The 17,086-nt window shown below is 55.8% G+C and carries 20 protein-coding genes; 13 read left to right on the top strand and 7 right to left on the bottom strand.

Annotation, left to right across the window (positions count from 1 at the left end; translation table 11 throughout):
- Nucleotides 1-645: 645 nt before the first annotated feature.
- The 9 genes from nifH to C2U68_RS07070 all read left to right on the top strand — a co-directional run bounded on the left by nifH (nt 646) and on the right by C2U68_RS07070 (nt 8,023).
- On the top strand, nt 646-1,521 hold the full coding sequence (gene nifH, locus C2U68_RS07110; protein ID WP_140911811.1) for a nitrogenase iron protein: 876 nt from the start codon (nt 646-648) through the stop codon (nt 1,519-1,521).
- Between the two features lie 100 nt (nt 1,522-1,621).
- A complete protein-coding gene (nifD, locus tag C2U68_RS07105; protein ID WP_140911810.1) occupies nt 1,622-3,103 on the top strand; it encodes a nitrogenase molybdenum-iron protein alpha chain in 1,482 nt (493 codons plus the stop codon).
- A 130-nt stretch (nt 3,104-3,233) separates the two neighbouring features.
- Nucleotides 3,234-4,805: a nitrogenase molybdenum-iron protein subunit beta gene (gene nifK / locus C2U68_RS07100; RefSeq protein WP_140911809.1), complete on the top strand. Its 1,572-nt coding sequence runs from the start codon at nt 3,234-3,236 to the stop codon at nt 4,803-4,805.
- Nucleotides 4,806-4,901: 96 nt separating this feature from the next.
- A complete protein-coding gene (nifT, locus tag C2U68_RS07095; protein ID WP_140911808.1) occupies nt 4,902-5,123 on the top strand; it encodes a putative nitrogen fixation protein NifT in 222 nt (73 codons plus the stop codon).
- 4 nt (nt 5,124-5,127) lie between these two features.
- Nucleotides 5,128-5,328 (top strand): 4Fe-4S binding protein, encoded by a 201-nt coding sequence (locus tag C2U68_RS07090; protein WP_140911807.1) that lies wholly within the window; start codon nt 5,128-5,130, stop codon nt 5,326-5,328.
- A gap of 4 nt (nt 5,329-5,332) precedes the next feature.
- Nucleotides 5,333-6,025, top strand: coding sequence for a NifB/NifX family molybdenum-iron cluster-binding protein (locus tag C2U68_RS07085; protein WP_140911806.1), 693 nt, complete (start codon nt 5,333-5,335; stop codon nt 6,023-6,025).
- A gap of 2 nt (nt 6,026-6,027) precedes the next feature.
- Nucleotides 6,028-6,294: a DUF6129 family protein gene (locus C2U68_RS07080; RefSeq protein WP_140911805.1), complete on the top strand. Its 267-nt coding sequence runs from the start codon at nt 6,028-6,030 to the stop codon at nt 6,292-6,294.
- A gap of 9 nt (nt 6,295-6,303) precedes the next feature.
- Nucleotides 6,304-7,068 (top strand): 4Fe4S-binding leucine-rich repeat protein, encoded by a 765-nt coding sequence (locus C2U68_RS07075; RefSeq protein WP_140911804.1) that lies wholly within the window; start codon nt 6,304-6,306, stop codon nt 7,066-7,068.
- Nucleotides 7,061-8,023 carry a hypothetical protein gene (locus C2U68_RS07070; protein ID WP_140911803.1) on the top strand — a complete coding sequence of 321 codons (963 nt, stop codon included), beginning with the start codon at nt 7,061-7,063 and terminating at the stop codon, nt 8,021-8,023. Before C2U68_RS07075 ends, C2U68_RS07070 begins: the two co-directional genes overlap by 8 nt.
- Before the next feature lie 315 nt (nt 8,024-8,338).
- Here C2U68_RS07070 and C2U68_RS07065 read toward each other — a convergent pair whose 3' ends face one another.
- Entirely contained in the window at nt 8,339-9,280 is a 942-nt protein-coding gene (locus C2U68_RS07065; protein WP_140911802.1) for a DUF1152 domain-containing protein, read from the bottom strand.
- Nucleotides 9,281-10,293: 1,013 nt separating this feature from the next.
- Between C2U68_RS07065 and C2U68_RS07055 the strand changes: the two genes are divergently transcribed.
- Nucleotides 10,294-10,941, top strand: a complete 648-nt coding sequence (locus C2U68_RS07055) for a DUF2959 domain-containing protein (RefSeq protein ID WP_140911801.1) — start codon at nt 10,294-10,296, stop codon at nt 10,939-10,941.
- 53 nt (nt 10,942-10,994) lie between these two features.
- On the opposite strand, the gene C2U68_RS21130 is transcribed toward C2U68_RS07055, so the two are convergent.
- The 4 genes from C2U68_RS21130 to C2U68_RS07040 form a co-directional block, all read right to left on the bottom strand.
- The gene (locus tag C2U68_RS21130) at nt 10,995-11,156 is read right to left on the bottom strand and encodes a hypothetical protein (RefSeq protein WP_186289522.1); all 162 of its coding nucleotides are present in this window, start codon (nt 11,154-11,156) and stop codon (nt 10,995-10,997) included.
- Between the two features lie 155 nt (nt 11,157-11,311).
- Complete coding sequence (locus tag C2U68_RS07050) at nt 11,312-11,653, bottom strand: hypothetical protein (protein ID WP_140911800.1); 342 nt, start codon at nt 11,651-11,653, stop codon at nt 11,312-11,314.
- Between the two features lie 193 nt (nt 11,654-11,846).
- Nucleotides 11,847-12,497: a response regulator transcription factor gene (locus C2U68_RS07045; protein ID WP_140911799.1), complete on the bottom strand. Its 651-nt coding sequence runs from the start codon at nt 12,495-12,497 to the stop codon at nt 11,847-11,849.
- Entirely contained in the window at nt 12,494-13,849 is a 1,356-nt protein-coding gene (locus C2U68_RS07040) for a histidine kinase (RefSeq protein ID WP_140911798.1), read from the bottom strand. Before C2U68_RS07040 ends, C2U68_RS07045 begins: the two co-directional genes overlap by 4 nt.
- A 191-nt stretch (nt 13,850-14,040) precedes the next feature.
- Between C2U68_RS07040 and C2U68_RS07035 the strand changes: the two genes are divergently transcribed.
- The 3 genes from C2U68_RS07035 (at nt 14,041) to C2U68_RS07025 (ending at nt 15,839) form a co-directional block, all read left to right on the top strand.
- Nucleotides 14,041-14,490 (top strand): cupin domain-containing protein, encoded by a 450-nt coding sequence (locus C2U68_RS07035; protein WP_140911797.1) that lies wholly within the window; start codon nt 14,041-14,043, stop codon nt 14,488-14,490.
- Nucleotides 14,491-14,503: 13 nt separating this feature from the next.
- Nucleotides 14,504-14,998: a DUF2380 domain-containing protein gene (locus C2U68_RS07030; RefSeq protein ID WP_140911796.1), complete on the top strand. Its 495-nt coding sequence runs from the start codon at nt 14,504-14,506 to the stop codon at nt 14,996-14,998.
- A 166-nt stretch (nt 14,999-15,164) separates the two neighbouring features.
- Nucleotides 15,165-15,839, top strand: a complete 675-nt coding sequence (locus tag C2U68_RS07025; protein ID WP_140911795.1) for a transaldolase family protein — start codon at nt 15,165-15,167, stop codon at nt 15,837-15,839.
- Between the two features lie 12 nt (nt 15,840-15,851).
- Here the strand turns inward: C2U68_RS07025 and C2U68_RS07020 are convergent, their stop codons facing one another.
- Nucleotides 15,852-16,754, bottom strand: coding sequence for a cation diffusion facilitator family transporter (locus C2U68_RS07020; protein ID WP_140911794.1), 903 nt, complete (start codon nt 16,752-16,754; stop codon nt 15,852-15,854).
- Nucleotides 16,755-16,826: 72 nt separating this feature from the next.
- On the bottom strand, nt 16,827-16,961 hold the full coding sequence (locus C2U68_RS21760; protein ID WP_222101878.1) for a M48 family metallopeptidase: 135 nt from the start codon (nt 16,959-16,961) through the stop codon (nt 16,827-16,829).
- Nucleotides 16,962-17,086: the final 125 nt, after the last annotated feature.

The raw sequence follows: 17,086 nt of genomic DNA, 5'->3' as shown, positions 1-17,086 counted from the left end.
GAGCGCCGCCACAAGCTTCTAGGCCAATCAGACTAACCGGCAAGTTGGCGAAATAGCTCAGCATCTCTGCCCGTCTCAGTTTCTTTTTCACCGGCCTGTCGTTCGCCGCCTGGCTGTACAGATGAAAAATGCTTTTTGCCGTATCCAGACCCACCACGTTACTATTCATTTCGGACTCCTCGTCGCTCCGTTTAAATTCTCTGGCGCAGTATGACACCGCGTGGGATGGGGTGGAGTCCATGCCATCATCCGGCTTTGTACTAGATACGCTGGAACGGGCGCTGCATGACCGGCAACCGGCATAAAAAACTGTGGGGGAGGCAATACCGGCAGCAAATCTAACGCTTGAGAAGCCTAACAAACTCAAAATTCACGGTCCGCGACGCCTAACGGTTTAGATTCTCTCAACAACCATCGACCAACCAATCAAACATCCCGACTGACCTCTCCCGCCAAAAACCCCGCTTTTTATGTTGGTTAAATAACAAGACCCTACAAACAATGTTGCCAACCCCACCATGCCAAACCGGAAAATCCGAATTTTTTATCATTTAAAATCAACAAGATAAAAACAAATACCACATTGGCACGGCCATTGCTCTTATCAGGTTGTTATTAACAACACCCACTCAAGAGGAGAAGACCATGGCGAAACTACGTCAATGTGCTATTTACGGTAAAGGTGGTATCGGTAAATCGACCACTACCCAAAACCTGGTTGCCGCTCTGGCGGAAGCCGGTAAAAAAGTGATGATCGTCGGCTGCGACCCTAAAGCCGATTCTACTCGCTTGATCCTGCACTCAAAAGCTCAAACCACCATCATGCACTTGGCTGCCGAAGCCGGTAGCGTCGAGGACTTGGAATTGGAAGACGTGTTGAAAGTCGGCTACGGCGACGTCAAATGCGTTGAATCAGGCGGTCCAGAGCCAGGAGTCGGTTGCGCCGGCCGTGGTGTTATCACCGCGATCAACTTCTTGGAAGAAGAAGGTGCTTACGACGACGAACTGGACTTCGTGTTCTACGACGTATTGGGTGACGTTGTTTGCGGCGGTTTCGCGATGCCTATCCGCGAAAACAAAGCGCAAGAAATTTACATCGTATGCTCAGGCGAGATGATGGCGATGTACGCTGCCAACAACATCGCCAAAGGTATCGTTAAATACGCCAACTCAGGCGGCGTCCGTTTGGCCGGTTTGATCTGCAACTCTCGTCAAACAGCTCGTGAAGACGAACTGATCGAAGAATTGGCAAGACAAATGGGCACTCAAATGATCCATTTCGTACCGCGCGACAACGTCGTACAACGCGCCGAAATCCGTCGTATGACCGTTATCGAGTACGAACCGACCGCCAAACAAGCCGACGAATACCGCGCCTTGGCTCAAAAAGTTCTGCACAACAAAAACCTGGTGATCCCTACTCCGATCAGCATGGACGAGTTGGAAGAGTTGTTGATGAACTTCGGTCTGATGGAAGAAGAAGACGAAACTTTGGTCGGCAAAACCGCTGCTGAAGAATAAGTCTAGCTAGAAACCGGCGGGCGGTTGACCGCCCGCCACCCTATCTGTTCCCAAAAACTGTCTGTTGGGGGATTGCCCACGACATTAGGAGGAAAACATCATGGCTGCCATGACAAGAGAAGAGACTGAAGCGCTGATCGCAGAAGTGCTGGAAGTCTATCCTGAGAAAGCCAAGAAAGACCGCGCCAAGCACTTGGCGGTAAACGATCAAAGCTTGGAAAAATCCAATAAATGCATTACTTCAAACCGTAAATCCTTGCCGGGCGTGATGACCATCCGTGGTTGCGCGTATGCCGGTTCCAAGGGTGTGGTTTGGGGTCCGATCAAGGACATGATCCACATTTCCCACGGTCCTGTCGGCTGCGGCCAATATTCCCGCGCCGGCCGCCGTAACTATTACGTCGGTACCACCGGTGTCAACACCTTCGGTACGATGAACTTCACTTCGGATTTCCAAGAGAAAGACATCGTCTTCGGCGGCGACAAAAAACTGGCCAAATGTATCGACGAGATCGAAGCTTTATTCCCATTGCACAAAGGTATTTCCGTGCAATCCGAGTGCCCGATCGGTCTTATCGGCGACGACATCGAAGCCGTATCCAAAAACAAAGCCAAAGACATCGGTAAAACCGTGGTGCCGGTGCGTTGCGAAGGTTTCCGCGGCGTATCCCAATCTCTGGGCCACCATATCGCCAACGACGCGATTCGCGACTGGGTATTGGACAAACGCGACGGCGACGATAGCTTCCCGACCACTCCGTACGATGTCGCGGTAATCGGCGACTACAACATCGGTGGTGACGCTTGGGCTTCACGGACTTTGTTGGAAGAAATGGGTCTGCGCGTCGTTGCGCAATGGTCCGGCGACGGTACCATCGCCGAGATCGAAAAAACCCCGAAAGTGAAACTGAACCTGATCCACTGCTACCGTTCGATGAACTACATCGCCCGGCACATGGAAGAAAAGTACAGCATTCCCTGGATCGAGTACAACTTCTTCGGCCCGACCAAAATCGCCGAGAGCTTGCGCAAAATCGCCGCTCACTTCGATGACACCATCAAAGAAGGCGCAGAACGCGTGATCGCTCGTTACCAAGCCGAGTATGAAGCGGTTATCGCCAAGTACAAACCACGTCTGCAAGGCAAAAAAGTCATGTTGTACATCGGCGGCTTGCGTCCACGCCACGTCATCGGTGCTTACGAAGACTTGGGTATGGAAGTGGTCGGTACCGGTTACGAATTCGGTCACAACGATGACTACGACCGTACCATCAAGGAAATGGGCAATGCCACCTTGTTGTACGACGACGTCACCGGCTACGAATTCGAAGAATTCGTGAAAAAGGTCAAACCCGACTTGGTCGGTTCCGGCATCAAGGAAAAGTACATTTTCCAAAAAATGGGTATCCCATTCCGGCAAATGCACTCTTGGGATTATTCAGGCCCATACCACGGCTATGACGGTTTCGCCATCTTCGCCCGCGATATGGATATGACCCTGAACAACCCTTGCTGGAAACAAATCCAGGTGCCCTGGAAAAAAGCCGAATCCGAAAGCGAAGCGGTAAAAGCGGTTGCTTAATCGGCAGGGTGGACGCGGTATCGCGTTCACCTTCCCAGATCGATGGGTGGACGTCGAAACGGCAACCACCCTCCAGACCCAATCCATTCAACGCCGGACCACAGATTAGTGGCGCGTTTAGGAGATTATCATGAGCCAACAAGTCGACAATATCCAACCGAGTTATCCTTTATTCCGTACCGACGAATACAAGGAAAATCTTGCCAACAAGCGCGCGATGTACGAAGAACGTCATCCGCAAGATCAAATCGACGAAGTATTCCAATGGACCACCACCCAGGAATACCAAGAACTGAACTTCAGCCGCGAAGCGATCACGATCAACCCGGCTAAAGCCTGCCAACCTCTGGGCGCGGTACTGTGCGCACTGGGCTTCGAAAAAACCATGCCGTACGTGCACGGTTCGCAAGGTTGCGTCGCTTACTTCCGGACTTACTTCAACCGTCACTTCAAAGAGCCGGTATCTTGCGTATCCGACTCCATGACCGAAGATGCGGCGGTATTCGGCGGTCAGAAAAACATGTTCGCCGGCCTGGAAAACGCCAAAGCCTTGTACAAACCGGACATCATCGCGGTATCGACCACCTGTATGGCGGAAGTTATCGGCGACGACTTGAACGCGTTTATCAACAACGCCAAAAAAGAAGGCCACGTCGACCAGGACTTCCCGGTACCGTTTGCTCACACCCCAAGCTTCGTGGGTAGCCACACCACCGGCTGGGACAACATGTTCGAAGGCATGGCGCGTTACTTCACGCTGAAAAGCATGGAAGGCAAAGAGCCAGGCAAAAACGGTAAAATCAATTTTGTACCCGGTTTCGAAACGTATTTGGGCAACTACCGCATCATCCACCGGATGATGAAAGAAATGGGCGTGGGCTATACCCTGCTCAGCGATCCGACCGAAGTATTGGATACTCCGGCCGACGGTACTTTCCGGATGTATTCCGGCGGCACCACCATGGACGAAATCAAGGATGCGCCGAACGCGATTACCACCGTGCTGCTGCAACCCTGGCAATTGGAAAAAACCAAGAAGTTCGCCGAAACCACTTGGAATCACGACGTACCGAAACTGAACATTCCGATGGGCTTGGAATGGACCGACGCATTCCTGATGAAAATCTCCGAACTGAGCGGCAAAGCCATTCCTGAATCGTTGGAAAAAGAGCGCGGTCGTTACGTGGACATGATCACCGACTCGCACGCCTGGCTGCACGGCAAAAAATTCGCGCTGTACGGCGACGCCGACTTTGCCTTGGGCATGACCAAAATGCTGCTGGAATTCGGTGCCGAAGTCAGCGACGTGCTGGTTAACCACGCCAACAAACGTTGGAAAAAAGCCTGCGAAGCTATCCTGGCCGAATCTCCTTACGGCCAAAATGCCACGGTACATATCGGTCGCGACTTGTGGCACTTCCGTTCCTTGATGTTCACCAACAAACCGGACTTCATGATCGGCAACAGCTACGGCAAATTCATCCAACGCGACACCTTCTACAAAGGTGAAGAGTTCGAAGTGCCGCTGATCCGCATCGGTTTCCCGATCTTCGATCGCCACCACTTGCACCGCATGACCACCCTGGGTTACGAAGGCGGCATGTATGTGCTGACCACCCTGGTCAATGCGGTTCTGGAGCAGTTGGACAAAGAAACCAAAGGCATGGGCACTACCGACTACAACTACGACTTGATCCGCTAAGATCGAAGCGCGTAGGGTGGGCGCCGCCAGGCGCCCACCGCCATTCCTGCCAGGCGGGCAATTGCCCGCCTCACGCTATCCCAAAGGAGAATCCCCATGCCCAGCGTCATGCTTAGAAAGCGCGAAGACGGTAAGCTGTTGTTCTACATTGCCAAAAAAGACTTGGAAGAAACCATAGAATCCCTCGAGTTCGATACCGCCGACAAATGGGGCGGCGAAGTTATGCTCGGCGACGGCTCGAAATACTACTTCGAACCGCTGTCCCCGGCACCGAAAATCCCGACCACGTTACAAGCGAAACGTTTAGCGGAGGAATAAAGCCATGTCCCTTTACATCGTAGCCGAAGAGTGTATTTCCTGTGGCGATTGCCTGCCGGTGTGCCCGACCGATTCGATCAAGGAAGGCGCCATCGTCTTTGAAATCAACAAAAAAACCTGTACCGAGTGCAACGGCGATTACGACGAACCGCAATGCGTCAAAGTCTGCCCGATCGACAATTGCATTCTGCCGCTAGCGGCGTAGAGCGATGGACCGGTCGAGCTTAAGCCGGGAACTGGCTCTCAGGATCGGGTTGGCCGCACGCGCCCTGCCCGATACCTCGCCGAAATTGTTCGTCTCGGTGTTGCGCGCCTGCGCCGGCCCCGTGCTTGACGAAACGAAGCTCGCCCAACTCGGCGAAGCGCAATTGCATCAAGCGCTCGGCAATTTCGGTGTAAAAACCGATGCCGATTCGGTGCGCACCGCGCTGACGCTCTTGCAAAGCCCGACAGCGCACGCCAGTCCGGCGCCGCAACCGCGCTTGGCCGACCTGCCCGGCTCCATCCTGGTAGCCGTGGGCAGCGACGATCCGCAACAAGTCGTGGGCCATTTCGGCTCTTGCCGCCAATTCCTGGTGTATCAGGTTTCGGCTAGCGAAGCGCGTTTGATCGATATCCGCAGCGTCGATAGCGACGCCCAACGCCGCCACGACGACAAAAACGCCTACCGCGGGCAATTGATCGCCGATTGCCGCGTGCTGTATGTGGCCTCGATCGGCGGGCCGGCCGCCGCCAAAATCATCAAGTACGGCCTGCACCCGATTAAAACCGAGCAAGGCGAAGCGATCAACCAAGTCATCCACCAACTGCAAAGCGTGCTGAGCCAAACCCCGCCGCCATGGCTGGCCAAATCGATGGGGATTGCCCCGGCACCACGCATTTGTTTCGAACAGGAATCTTAAAGATGATCAGTCCAGACCAACTGCAAACCATTGCTGACCGCATCAACGGCACCACGCTGAGCGAAAGCGTAGTCACCGAATTGCGCGGCGAATTTCCGGGCATCCACTTCACCTATTGCATGGAAGACGACATTCCCAACCACGAACCGTTGCTGGAAGGCAGCGGCTTTAATCTGTATCTGGTCGACGGCCGCGAACATTGCCTGTGTCTGACCCGTAACTACGAACACGCGTCAGGCATCGTCATCGCCGAAGTCATTCCCGAATAGGGAGGCGGCATGAGCGACGCGGACCGTCCCGTCAGCCTACCGATCGCCGATTGCAGCATTTGCCCGTTCCGCGGCAAAACCTTGCTGATGGGCCGCTGCATGCCCGGCGATACCTGCGTTGCCGCCCAAAGCGGCCGCCAAATCGACCGCTTCTTCCGCGTCAACCCGGTGTACGCAGTCAATTTTCTGCGCGATAAATTCTGGGAGCGCCGCGCCATCGCCGTGCGTTACTCGCCGCTGAAAGCCTTGTTGCCGCTGATCGCAGACGAGGACGAGGTGGTACGCCGCGCCGTCGCCTTCCGCCTGCCCGCGCAACAACTGGCGGCGCTGATCGACGACCCGGATCGCGAAGTGCGGATGACCGTGGCCGATCGGATCGACGCCGACAATCTGGAACGGCTGGCGGACGATCCGGATTACATCGTCCGCCTCACCGTCGCCAAGCGCCTGCCGCCGGGCCGGCTGTTCCGCTTCATCAAGGACGAGGATTTGCAAGTGCGCAAGCGGGTCGCGGAACGCCTGCCGGAAGTCAGCCTGGGCCTGATGACCAACGACCCGGCGCCGGACGTGCGCCGCATCGTCGCCGAACGCATGCCGGCCGACAATGCGGCGCTGCTACTGCACGATAGCGACTGGGTAGTGCGCTATACCGCGGCGCTGAAGGCCGATCCGGCCGAACTGGTCGCGCTGGCGGACGACCCGGAACCGGACGTGCGCGAACTGGTGCGGCAACGTTTACAATCAACCTCTACTCCAGAAGCCGATCATGACTGAAGCCAAACTCAATCTTGCCGGACAAGACATCACCGACTGCTGTAAAAAAGTCATTCCGGGGCAAACCGACGACCTGCTGCTCAGCAAATTGCAGGCACTGGTGCCGGATTACCCGATTCATCTGGCCCTGACCGGCGACGAGTGGTACAAGCTGGGCGGCGTGGTCGACATGAACGGCTCCCGCATCGCCAACGACATCATCGAGTGGGCCGAACGCACCTACCTGGAGTGCGGCCAGAATCTGCAAACCCTGATCGACCACGCGCTCGAGTTGCAGTTGATCGCCACCCGCCAGACCGGCAAGACCCTGTATTTCGTCGTGCAAACCGGCGACAAGGCCGAAGACTTTACCTTGATCGAAATCGACAAAACCCACGAAGTCTCGGACCGGATGCTGATCGACGAAACCAATCCGCCGGCCGACCTGGAAGAGCTGATCGACCCGATCCAGCCGTTCTGCATCGAAAGCTACGGCTTCGGCCACTCCCGCTACACCTACCGGCGCAAGACCGACGTCAGGCTGTTCATGGAAGTGATCAACGAACGCCACCCCGGCGAACATCCGGCGCAACGCTTCATGGACGACTGGAACCGCAGCAGCGCCGGCCAGAAACACCGGATGAGCGAGGACTGGATCATCCGCCCTTACCGCCACACCGGCCGCTTCGGCGAACAAATCGTTAACGTTGAAATCGTCAACACCCACAAAAACCACCTGCCGCACCTGGAAGATTTCGCCGGCAAAAAAGGCAGCTCGCTCAGCAACGTGCTGAGCCGCTTCGACCGCCAGGCCGGCTACCCCTTCGCCTGGTTTTTCTACATGCTGAAAGGCAAGCTGGTATCCACCCACAGCGCCGAATCGGTGTACAAGGACATTTCCGGGGATTTCGCCTACTTGCCGGAACGGGACGAGGCGGTCTTGAGGGATTGGATTTCTACGCCGTATAACGTTTGATGTTTATGTGTCGCTAACGCGACGGTTGTTTTAATGTCGGTTCGCGGACCGACAACCGCGATACTTTTCTTTGCTTGTCCAAAGAAAAGTATCCAAAAGAAAAGACACCCGGACGCCGCTTATTCCCTGCGCTCCTCGCTTTTGAACGGGGTCGCCGAAAGGGGCTTCCTGCCCCTTCGGCAACGCGCCGCATCCCTGCGGCGCCCCTAACGGGCTGATCCGTTCAAAAGCTCCGGTGCTCGGCGCGGCATACGGGAGGGAAACCCTCGCGGTATCAACGTACAACCCCGCAATCTGATTCAAAGCTACGAGTTTTTATAATGGAATACGTTTACGAACCCTTATCCTACTTCCTATCCTGAAAGAGCGGATCAATTTAGCAACTTCTTCCATTTCAGTGCTGTTCTCAATTTTTGCAGCAAACTCCATTCGTCTTATCACAGCAGGTAACGAAAAAGTCCAATACAAACTCATTAATGGATTTATAAACAACTCGCTGCCACTGGTCCTACTGGTCACTTGATGGTCTCCAAACTCACCTTGCATTGCGCTAGCAACCGAATTTGTAACGATAGAATGTCGGACGCGCATATTTTGATTGAGGTAATCGACCAATTCTAAGAACCCCCTCCCCTCATACATATCTTTAGTTAGAGAAAAAGCACCCAAATAGCCATCATCTTTGATTAGGGTCGCAATATTCTCAAGACAGGCATGGTGGTTAACATCGTGGAAATGATCTATTCCAAAGCCGACCACGGCCATAAAACTTTGTTTTACGGCAACGCCACTGGCGGCAATCATTGAACACGCGTCTTCAACAACTGTTCCTATACCTGGTTCATCCCCAAAAATCAGGCTGTCGGTGCCGCCGTCCACCAGCACCAGCGTATCGATTTGATGGCGCTCGACAATTTCGGCGTACGCACTCCTTAACGGTAAGACACCCATTTCATTAGAAAAAGCATACATTGCTGGCTCTTCTCCCCGAGACGACAACCAATTCAAAATGTGTCTTTCTGGAAAATATGGCAAATCGGCAGCTTGTTTGGTAACAAAAAAAGCGCCAGGGCTAATTTCTTCACATTTAGAAAAACCTAGCGCTGTGAAAGAGAGATTGGCCATGGCCACTTGCTTACCAAGGCGGCGCAAATATAGGTAAATGGGGACACCGCTGACAATGTCGAATCCGCCGCCAACACCAGCGATTAAAAGGCGTTGTCCTTTTGCCAACGCATCAAAAAATGGAATTTTCACGTAATCAACCTTTGATTGAGAAAGTAGCCAGGATGAAGCGCAGCGAAATCCGGGATAACCAAAGCCAACAAAACCTCGATTTCGTTACACTCCATCGAGGTTACATTTTTATAAAAACTAAAGTGTCCTGCAAACTTCGGGATCGTTTTTCTCCAGCTCGTAGGTCCGATTAGCGTAGCGTAATCGGACGCATGTTGGCCAAATATTTGGGACGTGTGCACTCTCGCAGATGGTCCAAACGCTGTTTGGAATATCCCTCGTTCCTCCGAATACGCTTCGCTATTCGGAGCTACTCCACTAATCCCAAAAGAATCTTCAAAGCCTTTCAAGCCCGCGACGCTGTTCCTCCCGTATGCCGCGCCGAGCACCGGAGTTTTTGGATGGTATAGCCCGCAGGGGCGATGCAGGGATGCATCGCGTTGACGGAGGGGCAGGAAGCCCCTTCCGTCAACCCCATTCAAAAACTTCGGCGCGCAGGAAACAAGCGGCATCCGGGCCGCCTTTCTTTTGGATACTTTTCTTTGGCGGAGCACAAATTCGTCCGGAACGAATTTGAACAGCCGATAGGCTGGCCCGGAGGGCGAAAACCAGGGATGGTTTTCGTAACGAAAGTATCGCGGTCGCCGGTCCGCGAACCGGCATTAAAACACCCGTCGCGATAGCGACACGTAATTCCCAAACCGCACCCGCCCAAAATAACAACCCCAACCTTACGCATTCCCACGCGGAAGCGCTCATCGTTATACACAAGTGCCGTCATGCCCGCAGGACGCGGGCATCCAGTGCCATGGACGGCAGCTTCAAGCGATCCTTGCAGCCTGGATTCCGGCAATCCCTGCCGGAATGACGGTTACAAACAAGGATGTGTATAACGGTAGCGTGGGAACGGGGGTTCCCTACAGCCATGTCGATATAACGGCTTAACTCAACGGTATGGCCCTAACGCCCCCGATTTCCGCTTGTCCGGCAACTGCTCCGCCTTATAATGACCAGCCAGTTCAACGGGAGTTTTTATGCCGAAATTTTTACGCCTCTTTTTATGCTGCCTGCTTCTGGCGGCCACTGCCTGCTCCAAGGTCTATTACAGCGGCCTGGAAAAAATCGGCATTCCGAAGCGGGATGTGATGGTGCATCGTGTGGAAAAGGCCCGCGATACCCAGGAAGAAACCAAACAACAGTTCAAATCGGCGCTGGAGCAATTCACCTTCGTCACCAACTTCAAAGGCGGCGATCTGGAAGCGACCTATAACAAGTTGAACGGCGAATACGAAGCCAGCGTCAGCAAAGCGGCTGAAGTCAATAAGCGGATAGCGGATATCGAAGACGTATCCGCGGCGTTGTTCAGTGAATGGGAAACCGAGTTAAGCCAGTACAGCAATCCAAAACTGCGTCGCGACAGCCAGCAAAAGCTGACGGCCACCAAAGCCCATTACCAGCAATTGATTACGGCGATGCGGAAAGCGGAGACCAAAATCGAACCGGTGTTGAGCGTGTTCAGAGATCAGGTGCTCTATTTGAAACACAACCTGAACGCCCAAGCCATCGCGTCGTTGAAAGGCCAGTTGGACTCGGTTAAATCCGACGTCTCGGCGCTGGTGGTGGAAATGGAAAAGTCGATTAACGAAGCGGACGCCTTCATTAAGACCATGGAAAAACAGTGATTAAGTCCGGCCGGCCCGTTCGATGACTAACGCCACGAACGGGCAGCGCAACATCAAACCAGATGGTGGGAGAAGGACAATACGTAGTAGCCGTAGCAGACGGCGATGAAAAACAGCAACGCATTCAACAACCGCTCTATCCTGCTGCAACTCTCGTGGGTTTCTTTCTTGGTTTTCCGGGCTTTCAAGCGCCCTGCCAATACTCTGTGCGACATTCCGACTCCTGGGCTATTCCGCCACGCTAAAACCGATTCGCCTAGTTCCGTATCTTAGGCATCGACGCTGACCGTCCATGGCGCTGGCTGCCCGCGCTTGTGCCCTTTGGTTAGCTTGGCGGGCATGACGACAAACTGCCAACGTAGCAAAAGAACTAACGGCTCATCCCGTTACCCAGCCACGCACCCGCCGCCGCACCGATACCCGCGCCCAACGGATCGCCTTTGCTCATCTCGTAACCCGCCATGCTGCCCAACGCACCGCCGACCAAACCCTGGGTGGAGCGCTGGTCGTAACTGTTGTAGCGTGGCGCCGGTTGCGGGGCCGGCACATACTGGACGACGCGTTCCGGATAGTAGGCGCGTTCCACTTCGACATAGTGGTCGTGATGATGGTGTTTATGATGACCGTGTTTGTGCCCGTGGCCGTGGCCATCCGCAAATGCGGCCGAACAAGTCAATAATCCCGCGAATGCAACAGTTACCGCTCTTAACATAAAACGCTCCATATAAAATTCCATTGCCAAGGATTCTAATGCGCGTAATTGAAGTCCCGATTAGGAACAGATTAAGAATTGATGAAAATCGAACAGCCGTTACAGCGGCCCTTAACGACCGTGGCTCCCGCGTTGGCGGGAGCCCTGTTTCCCTGCCGGGGCGACGCCGAGCTTGGTTTAACGGCACAAACCGTTATTTGCCGGCCAGCTCCGCCAAATCCAGCACCTGCCATTGAATGGCCAGACGGGTCATCTCGATGTCGCTGCCAACCCCAAGTTTACGTTTGATTAAATAATGACAATTGCAGACCGTTTTCGGACTGATATGCAAAGTCGCCGCGATGGCCTCGACGCTATGGCCGGCCACCAGCAAACGCAAAATTTCGAACTCGCGTACAGTCAAACTGCGCAAGGCCGGGCTGCCGTCGCCCAACTTTGCCAAAGCCATGGCCTGGGCGATATCGGCGCTCAACACGTGGCGTCCGGCAGATACCTCGCGCACCGCGCGTAGCAACTCCTCCGGCTGGCTACTTTTACTGACATACCCCAGGGCCCCGGCCCGCAAGGCCTGCTCGGCAAAAAGCGGATTTTGGTGCATGCTGAATACCAGAACTTTGGCGTCCGGCTGCAACTGGCGCAAGCGGGCAACCAACTCCAAGCCGCTGCTGCCGGGCAAGGAAATATCGGTAATCACCAAATCCGCCGGCTGCTGCCGATATTTCCGGTAAGCCTCGGCGGCATCCGCGGCTTCGGCAATGACTTGCAAATCGGGCTGTTTCGTCAACAAAGCCCGGTAGCCGGCACGAACCACGGCGTGGTCGTCGACCAACAGGATGGCGATCATTGCGCTTCCGGCTCCGGGGCCAGCGGCAGGCTCACCGCAACCCGCAGACCGTGCGGTTCGGCAATTGCCAGACTGAGTTCGCCATTCAAAGCCGCAACCCGCTCGCGCATACCAAGCAAGCCGAGGCCGCCGCCGGCAAGCGGCAACTCGCGCGCCACGCCGTCGTCCTCGACCTGCAGCAAGGCCCGGCCTTCATCGATTTGCAACGCCAGCCTCACGTTTTCCGCCGCGGCATGTTTGACGATATTGGTCTGGCATTCCTGGGCAATTCTGAATAAAGCCAACGCCTGCTCGTCCGTTAAGCGGCGGCAGTCGCCGGCCACCTGCAAGCGGTAAGCGGTCTTGCCGGCTGCGAGCCGATTCCAGTCCGCGACCGCGCTGTGCAAACTGGCCGCCAGCCCCAACTGCTCCAGCTCGGCCGGCCGCAGCCGTTGCAATAAGCCGCGCAAGCGCTGCAACATGCCGCCGGCAATTTCATTGATTTGTTCGGCCTCGGCCGCCAAATCCGGCGCCCGTTCGGCAGCGCCGAATCTAACCGAGCTGGCGACCGCGTTGATACCGGCCAGACATTGGCCGAATTCGTCGTGCAGTTCGCGGGCCAAATAGCGGCGCTCGTCTTCCTGCAGTTGGATCAGTTTCGCTGCCAGTTGGCGCCGCTGTTGCAGTAACTGTTGCTGGGATTCGGCTAAGGCATTGACCGCGATGCCGATCCGCCGCCATTCGTCGAGTTGAAATCCGGGCAAGCGGTGCGCCAAATCGCCGGCCGCCAACGTAGTCAAGCCGCGGACGATGGTTTGCGCCGGCCGCAACGCCTGACGCACGCTCCAATACACCAAAGCGCAAACCGCGGCCAGGGTCACCGCCGACAAAGTCGCAAGATCGCGTACGTTCTGCCAGGCGGCGGCGATTTCGGTTTCCGCGCTGGTGGCGAAGGTCAGCATGCCGAATTGCCCACTCTGACGGCGGATGCTGCGCGATACCGGCAGACCGGGCTGAAACAGGCTGCGGTAAGCGGTCTCGAAACCCGACGGCCAATTCCGCGCCGTCGGCTTGCCGCCGTAACACAGGCTGCGCGGGGTTCCGCCGGTTTCCGGCTGGTAGGCCAGACAAGTACCGGCCTGGCCGCCGGCCTGTTTCCACAACTCGAAATCCGGAAAGCTGCCGCCGCGCCCCAGGCCGGCATCAATCAACAGCAATTGCGCTTCCAACTGCCGCGCTACGCCATCCGCCGCCTCCGCCGCGTTCCGCTGCGCCAGGCTATGGCTTTGATAAAGGGCGTAGGTCAGCGTTGCCAGCAAGCTCAACCCGCCGGCCAGGACGATTCGAATCAACAAATGCCAATGTAATGCCATATACCGCCGGTCCGGATACCAAAAAGTCGCTTCATTCTAAAAGCCGCACCGTCGCCGGCAAAGCCCGCCGCATACGCCGGGCAATTTGCCCGTATCCGCCGGGCAAATTTCGGCTTACAGGCCGATGCGCCGCCGCTAAGCTTTGCCCGCAGTTATCCACCGTTATTTCGGCAACCCCATTGGAGAGCACTATGACCGCGTACCGATTCGACGACCGCCGTATCCGCTGGCAAACCCTGGCCGGCTTCGAACATTTGACCTATTCGATTCTGGACTTGGACGAAGCCCGCGGCAGCGTCGATGTTTTGTTCAAATTTGCCGCGAACCGCCAGATCGTGCTGCACCGCCACAAAGTATTGAACAAGACCTTTGTCGTCCAGGGCGAACACCGCTTGTACCACCCTGACGGTTCGTTGAAGGAAATTCGCGCCACCGGCAGTTACACGGTCAGCCCGGCCAAGGAAGAACCGCATCGCGAAGGCGGTGGCGAAATCGATGTCATCGTGCTGTTTCAAATAGTCGGCGACGGCGGCGTGTTCTACGAAATTCTCGACGATGCCGGCCAAATCGTGGCCAGCTTGGGGATGACAGAGTTCGCGGAACTGTACCGCGCCCAATGCGCCGCAGCGGCCGCGGCCTGAGCGGAGGTGCGCCATGTTGAGACCGCTCTGCTGCGCCGCATGGATATTGTTAAGCCCCTGCAGCCATAGCGCGCAACGGCTGGCGATCTTGGACTTCGAAGCCAACGACCTGACCTCGTTACCGAATACGCCGGCAGAAGTGGCTCGCACCGGCAGCATCCGTCCCTTGCTGGAACAGGCTTTAAGCCAGGGTGGCGACATTGAAATCGTCAGGATTGCGCCGCAACGGCAAGCCGCGGCGAATGCAGGCTTCGGTTACCTGTTCCGTTACGCCGACCAGGCGGCAAAACTGGGCCGCGCGGCCGGCGCCGACTGGGTGCTGGTCGGGCAGCACAGCAAGCCCAGCTTTTTGTTTTCGTATTTAATCGGCGATTTGGTCAAGGTCAACACCGAAACCGCGGCCTATCAATTCGATATCGAGTTGAAAGGCAATCACCGCAAAGTCACCGAACGCGGCGTCGCCGCCCTGGCCGACAAAATCAAACAGGCACTCGCCAAGCATGAGTGATCCGGCCTTGTGAAGTTTTAATGTCGGTCCTTGAGCCTGTCGAAAGGCTGTTGTACTTCGACAAGCTCAGCACGAGCGGTTAAATCATTTAAAACCGGTCATTAGTTGCCTTTGCCGCCGCCATTCTGAATAATCGCCGGCCTGACGTTATTTTTAGGCAAGCACTATGTACGAACTTTATCTGGACAGCGCCGATATTTCCGAAATCCGGGCGCTAGCAGCGACTCTGCCTCTGGCCGGCATTACCACCAACCCCAGCATCATGGCGACCGGCGGCTTGGGTTTGACTGCGCTGCTGCCGGCAGTTAGCGATATTTTAGGTCCGGCCTGCCGGCTGCATGTGCAGGTGCTGAGCAATACCACCGACCAAATCGTCGCCGAAGCCGAACGCCTGCATGCGCTGCCCTACGACATCGTGGTCAAGATTCCGGCCCACGCCGCCGGTTTGACCGCGATCAAACGCTTGAAACAACTGGACATTCCGGTGCTGGCGACGGCGATTTACAACGCGCAGCAGGGCATCTTGGCGGCAATGAACGGCGCCGATTATCTGGCCCCCTATATGAACCGGATCGACAACCTGGGCTGCGACGGCCTCGGCGTGGTTGCCGATTTGCAGCAGTTCGTCGAGCGCTACCGACTGCCGGCAAAACTGTTGGTCGCCAGCTTTAAGAACGTGCGCCAGGTTTTGGAGGTGTTAAAGCTGGGCGTGCATTCGGCCACGTTACCGCCGGATATTGCCCGGCAGATGTTGCAGGTGCCGGCCACCGACGCCGCCGTCGCCAAATTCGAGCAGGATTGGCAAACGGTCTTCGCCGAAAAACGGTCTTTCGAAACTTGAAACCAAAGTCGGTTAATCGGCGTTATCGATTTCGAAAAACACCCATTTCACCCGCGGCTGGCTGGCTTTGATGTTCTTCTCCAACGAGTTGCTCAGCGACACGGCCTGCGAAACGGTCAAATCCGGCAACAATTCGACCTTGATCGCCAGCATCACGTCGTTACCATGACTGACAGCCCAAACGTTGAACACCTGAACCACGACCGGTTGCTGTTTTAGAAAATCCACCACCGCATCGCGAATCTCGCGGTCGGTTTCGCCCAGCAGCAAGGCGTGTACCTCGCGGCCCACCGCCAGCGCCACCAGAATCAGCAAGCCGCCGATCAGCATGGAGCCGATCGCGTCGTAAATCGCGTCGCCGGTCAGCAGCGTCAAACCCAGCATGCCGGCGGCGAGAACCAGGCCGAGCAAGGCGGCCAAGTCCTCGCCTATCACCACCATCAACTCGCTGGAATGGGTTTCGCGGAACCAGCGCCACAAACTGCGCTCGCCCCGTTCGCCGCGCATCGCCCCCAATGCGCCTTTCAGCGAAAGCGCCTCCATCACCACGGCAGCCGCCAGAATACCGATCGCGATCTCGGCGTTTTCCACCGCATGGTTGTCGTGCAGACGCTCTATGCCCTCGTAAATCGAAAACAGACCGCCGACCGAGAACAAGGTAATCGCCACCATCATCGACCAGATATAGGACTCGCGGCCGTAGCCCATCGGATGGCGCGCGGTCGGCTCCTTCACCGCCCGTTTCATGCCGATGAACAGCAACACTTGGTTACCGCAATCGGCAAACGAATGCACCGCCTCGGCCACCAGCGAACCGGACCCGGTCCAAACCGCGGCCGCGGTCTTGGTCAGCGCAATCGCCAAATTGGCGGAGAAAGCGTAAAGAATGGCTTTGCTTGAGTGATTGTCGGACATGGGAGCTCGGTAAAATAAATTCGCCAAGCCTGATTATAGACAATTCATTTGCTATGGCCGGTCCGGCGCATACTAAATCGCTAAGGCAACCCCTCGATCACGCAGCCATGCCTTACGCCGGCCATAATCCGGCATGACTTTGTCCACTTCGTTCCAGAAGGCGTCGGAATGATCGCGCTGGTGTAAATGGCATAGCTCGTGTACCAAGATGGTCAGCTAGGAAAATCAAAAACCAAGAGGCAGCGAAACTAAGCGTGATCGGCTATCTCAATAAACGCTAGTCACATTGAATGCTAGGCCATCAAATCCCCTGCGAATCGGAGCGGGAATTT

The sequence above is a fragment of the Methylomonas koyamae genome (genome assembly GCF_006483455.1).
In the GTDB taxonomy this organism is placed as follows: Bacteria; Pseudomonadota; Gammaproteobacteria; order Methylococcales; family Methylomonadaceae; genus Methylomonas; species Methylomonas koyamae_B.
Note: the sequence above shows the minus strand (reverse complement) of the source record. Positions and strands in the feature narration are given on the sequence as shown.

Excerpts from the sequence above, each read along its gene's own strand:
- nifD (WP_140911810.1), top strand. The coding sequence starts at position 1,622 with ATGGCTGCCATGACAAGAGAAGAGACTGAAGCGCTGATCGCAGAAGTG.
- C2U68_RS07050 (WP_140911800.1), bottom strand. The coding sequence starts at position 11,653 with ATGTTAAGAGCGGTAACTGTTGCATTCGCGGGATTATTGACTTGTTCG.
- C2U68_RS07035 (WP_140911797.1), top strand. The coding sequence starts at position 14,041 with ATGACCGCGTACCGATTCGACGACCGCCGTATCCGCTGGCAAACCCTG.
- nifK (WP_140911809.1), top strand. The coding sequence starts at position 3,234 with ATGAGCCAACAAGTCGACAATATCCAACCGAGTTATCCTTTATTCCGT.
- C2U68_RS07045 (WP_140911799.1), bottom strand. The coding sequence starts at position 12,497 with ATGATCGCCATCCTGTTGGTCGACGACCACGCCGTGGTTCGTGCCGGC.
- C2U68_RS07090 (WP_140911807.1), top strand. The coding sequence starts at position 5,128 with ATGTCCCTTTACATCGTAGCCGAAGAGTGTATTTCCTGTGGCGATTGC.
- C2U68_RS07020 (WP_140911794.1), bottom strand. The coding sequence starts at position 16,754 with ATGTCCGACAATCACTCAAGCAAAGCCATTCTTTACGCTTTCTCCGCC.
- C2U68_RS07040 (WP_140911798.1), bottom strand. The coding sequence starts at position 13,849 with ATGGCATTACATTGGCATTTGTTGATTCGAATCGTCCTGGCCGGCGGG.
- C2U68_RS07025 (WP_140911795.1), top strand. The coding sequence starts at position 15,165 with ATGTACGAACTTTATCTGGACAGCGCCGATATTTCCGAAATCCGGGCG.
- nifT (WP_140911808.1), top strand. The coding sequence starts at position 4,902 with ATGCCCAGCGTCATGCTTAGAAAGCGCGAAGACGGTAAGCTGTTGTTC.
- C2U68_RS07085 (WP_140911806.1), top strand. The coding sequence starts at position 5,333 with ATGGACCGGTCGAGCTTAAGCCGGGAACTGGCTCTCAGGATCGGGTTG.
- C2U68_RS21130 (WP_186289522.1), bottom strand. The coding sequence starts at position 11,156 with ATGTCGCACAGAGTATTGGCAGGGCGCTTGAAAGCCCGGAAAACCAAG.
- C2U68_RS07080 (WP_140911805.1), top strand. The coding sequence starts at position 6,028 with ATGATCAGTCCAGACCAACTGCAAACCATTGCTGACCGCATCAACGGC.
- C2U68_RS07075 (WP_140911804.1), top strand. The coding sequence starts at position 6,304 with ATGAGCGACGCGGACCGTCCCGTCAGCCTACCGATCGCCGATTGCAGC.
- nifH (WP_140911811.1), top strand. The coding sequence starts at position 646 with ATGGCGAAACTACGTCAATGTGCTATTTACGGTAAAGGTGGTATCGGT.
- C2U68_RS07030 (WP_140911796.1), top strand. The coding sequence starts at position 14,504 with ATGTTGAGACCGCTCTGCTGCGCCGCATGGATATTGTTAAGCCCCTGC.
- C2U68_RS07070 (WP_140911803.1), top strand. The coding sequence starts at position 7,061 with ATGACTGAAGCCAAACTCAATCTTGCCGGACAAGACATCACCGACTGC.
- C2U68_RS07055 (WP_140911801.1), top strand. The coding sequence starts at position 10,294 with ATGCCGAAATTTTTACGCCTCTTTTTATGCTGCCTGCTTCTGGCGGCC.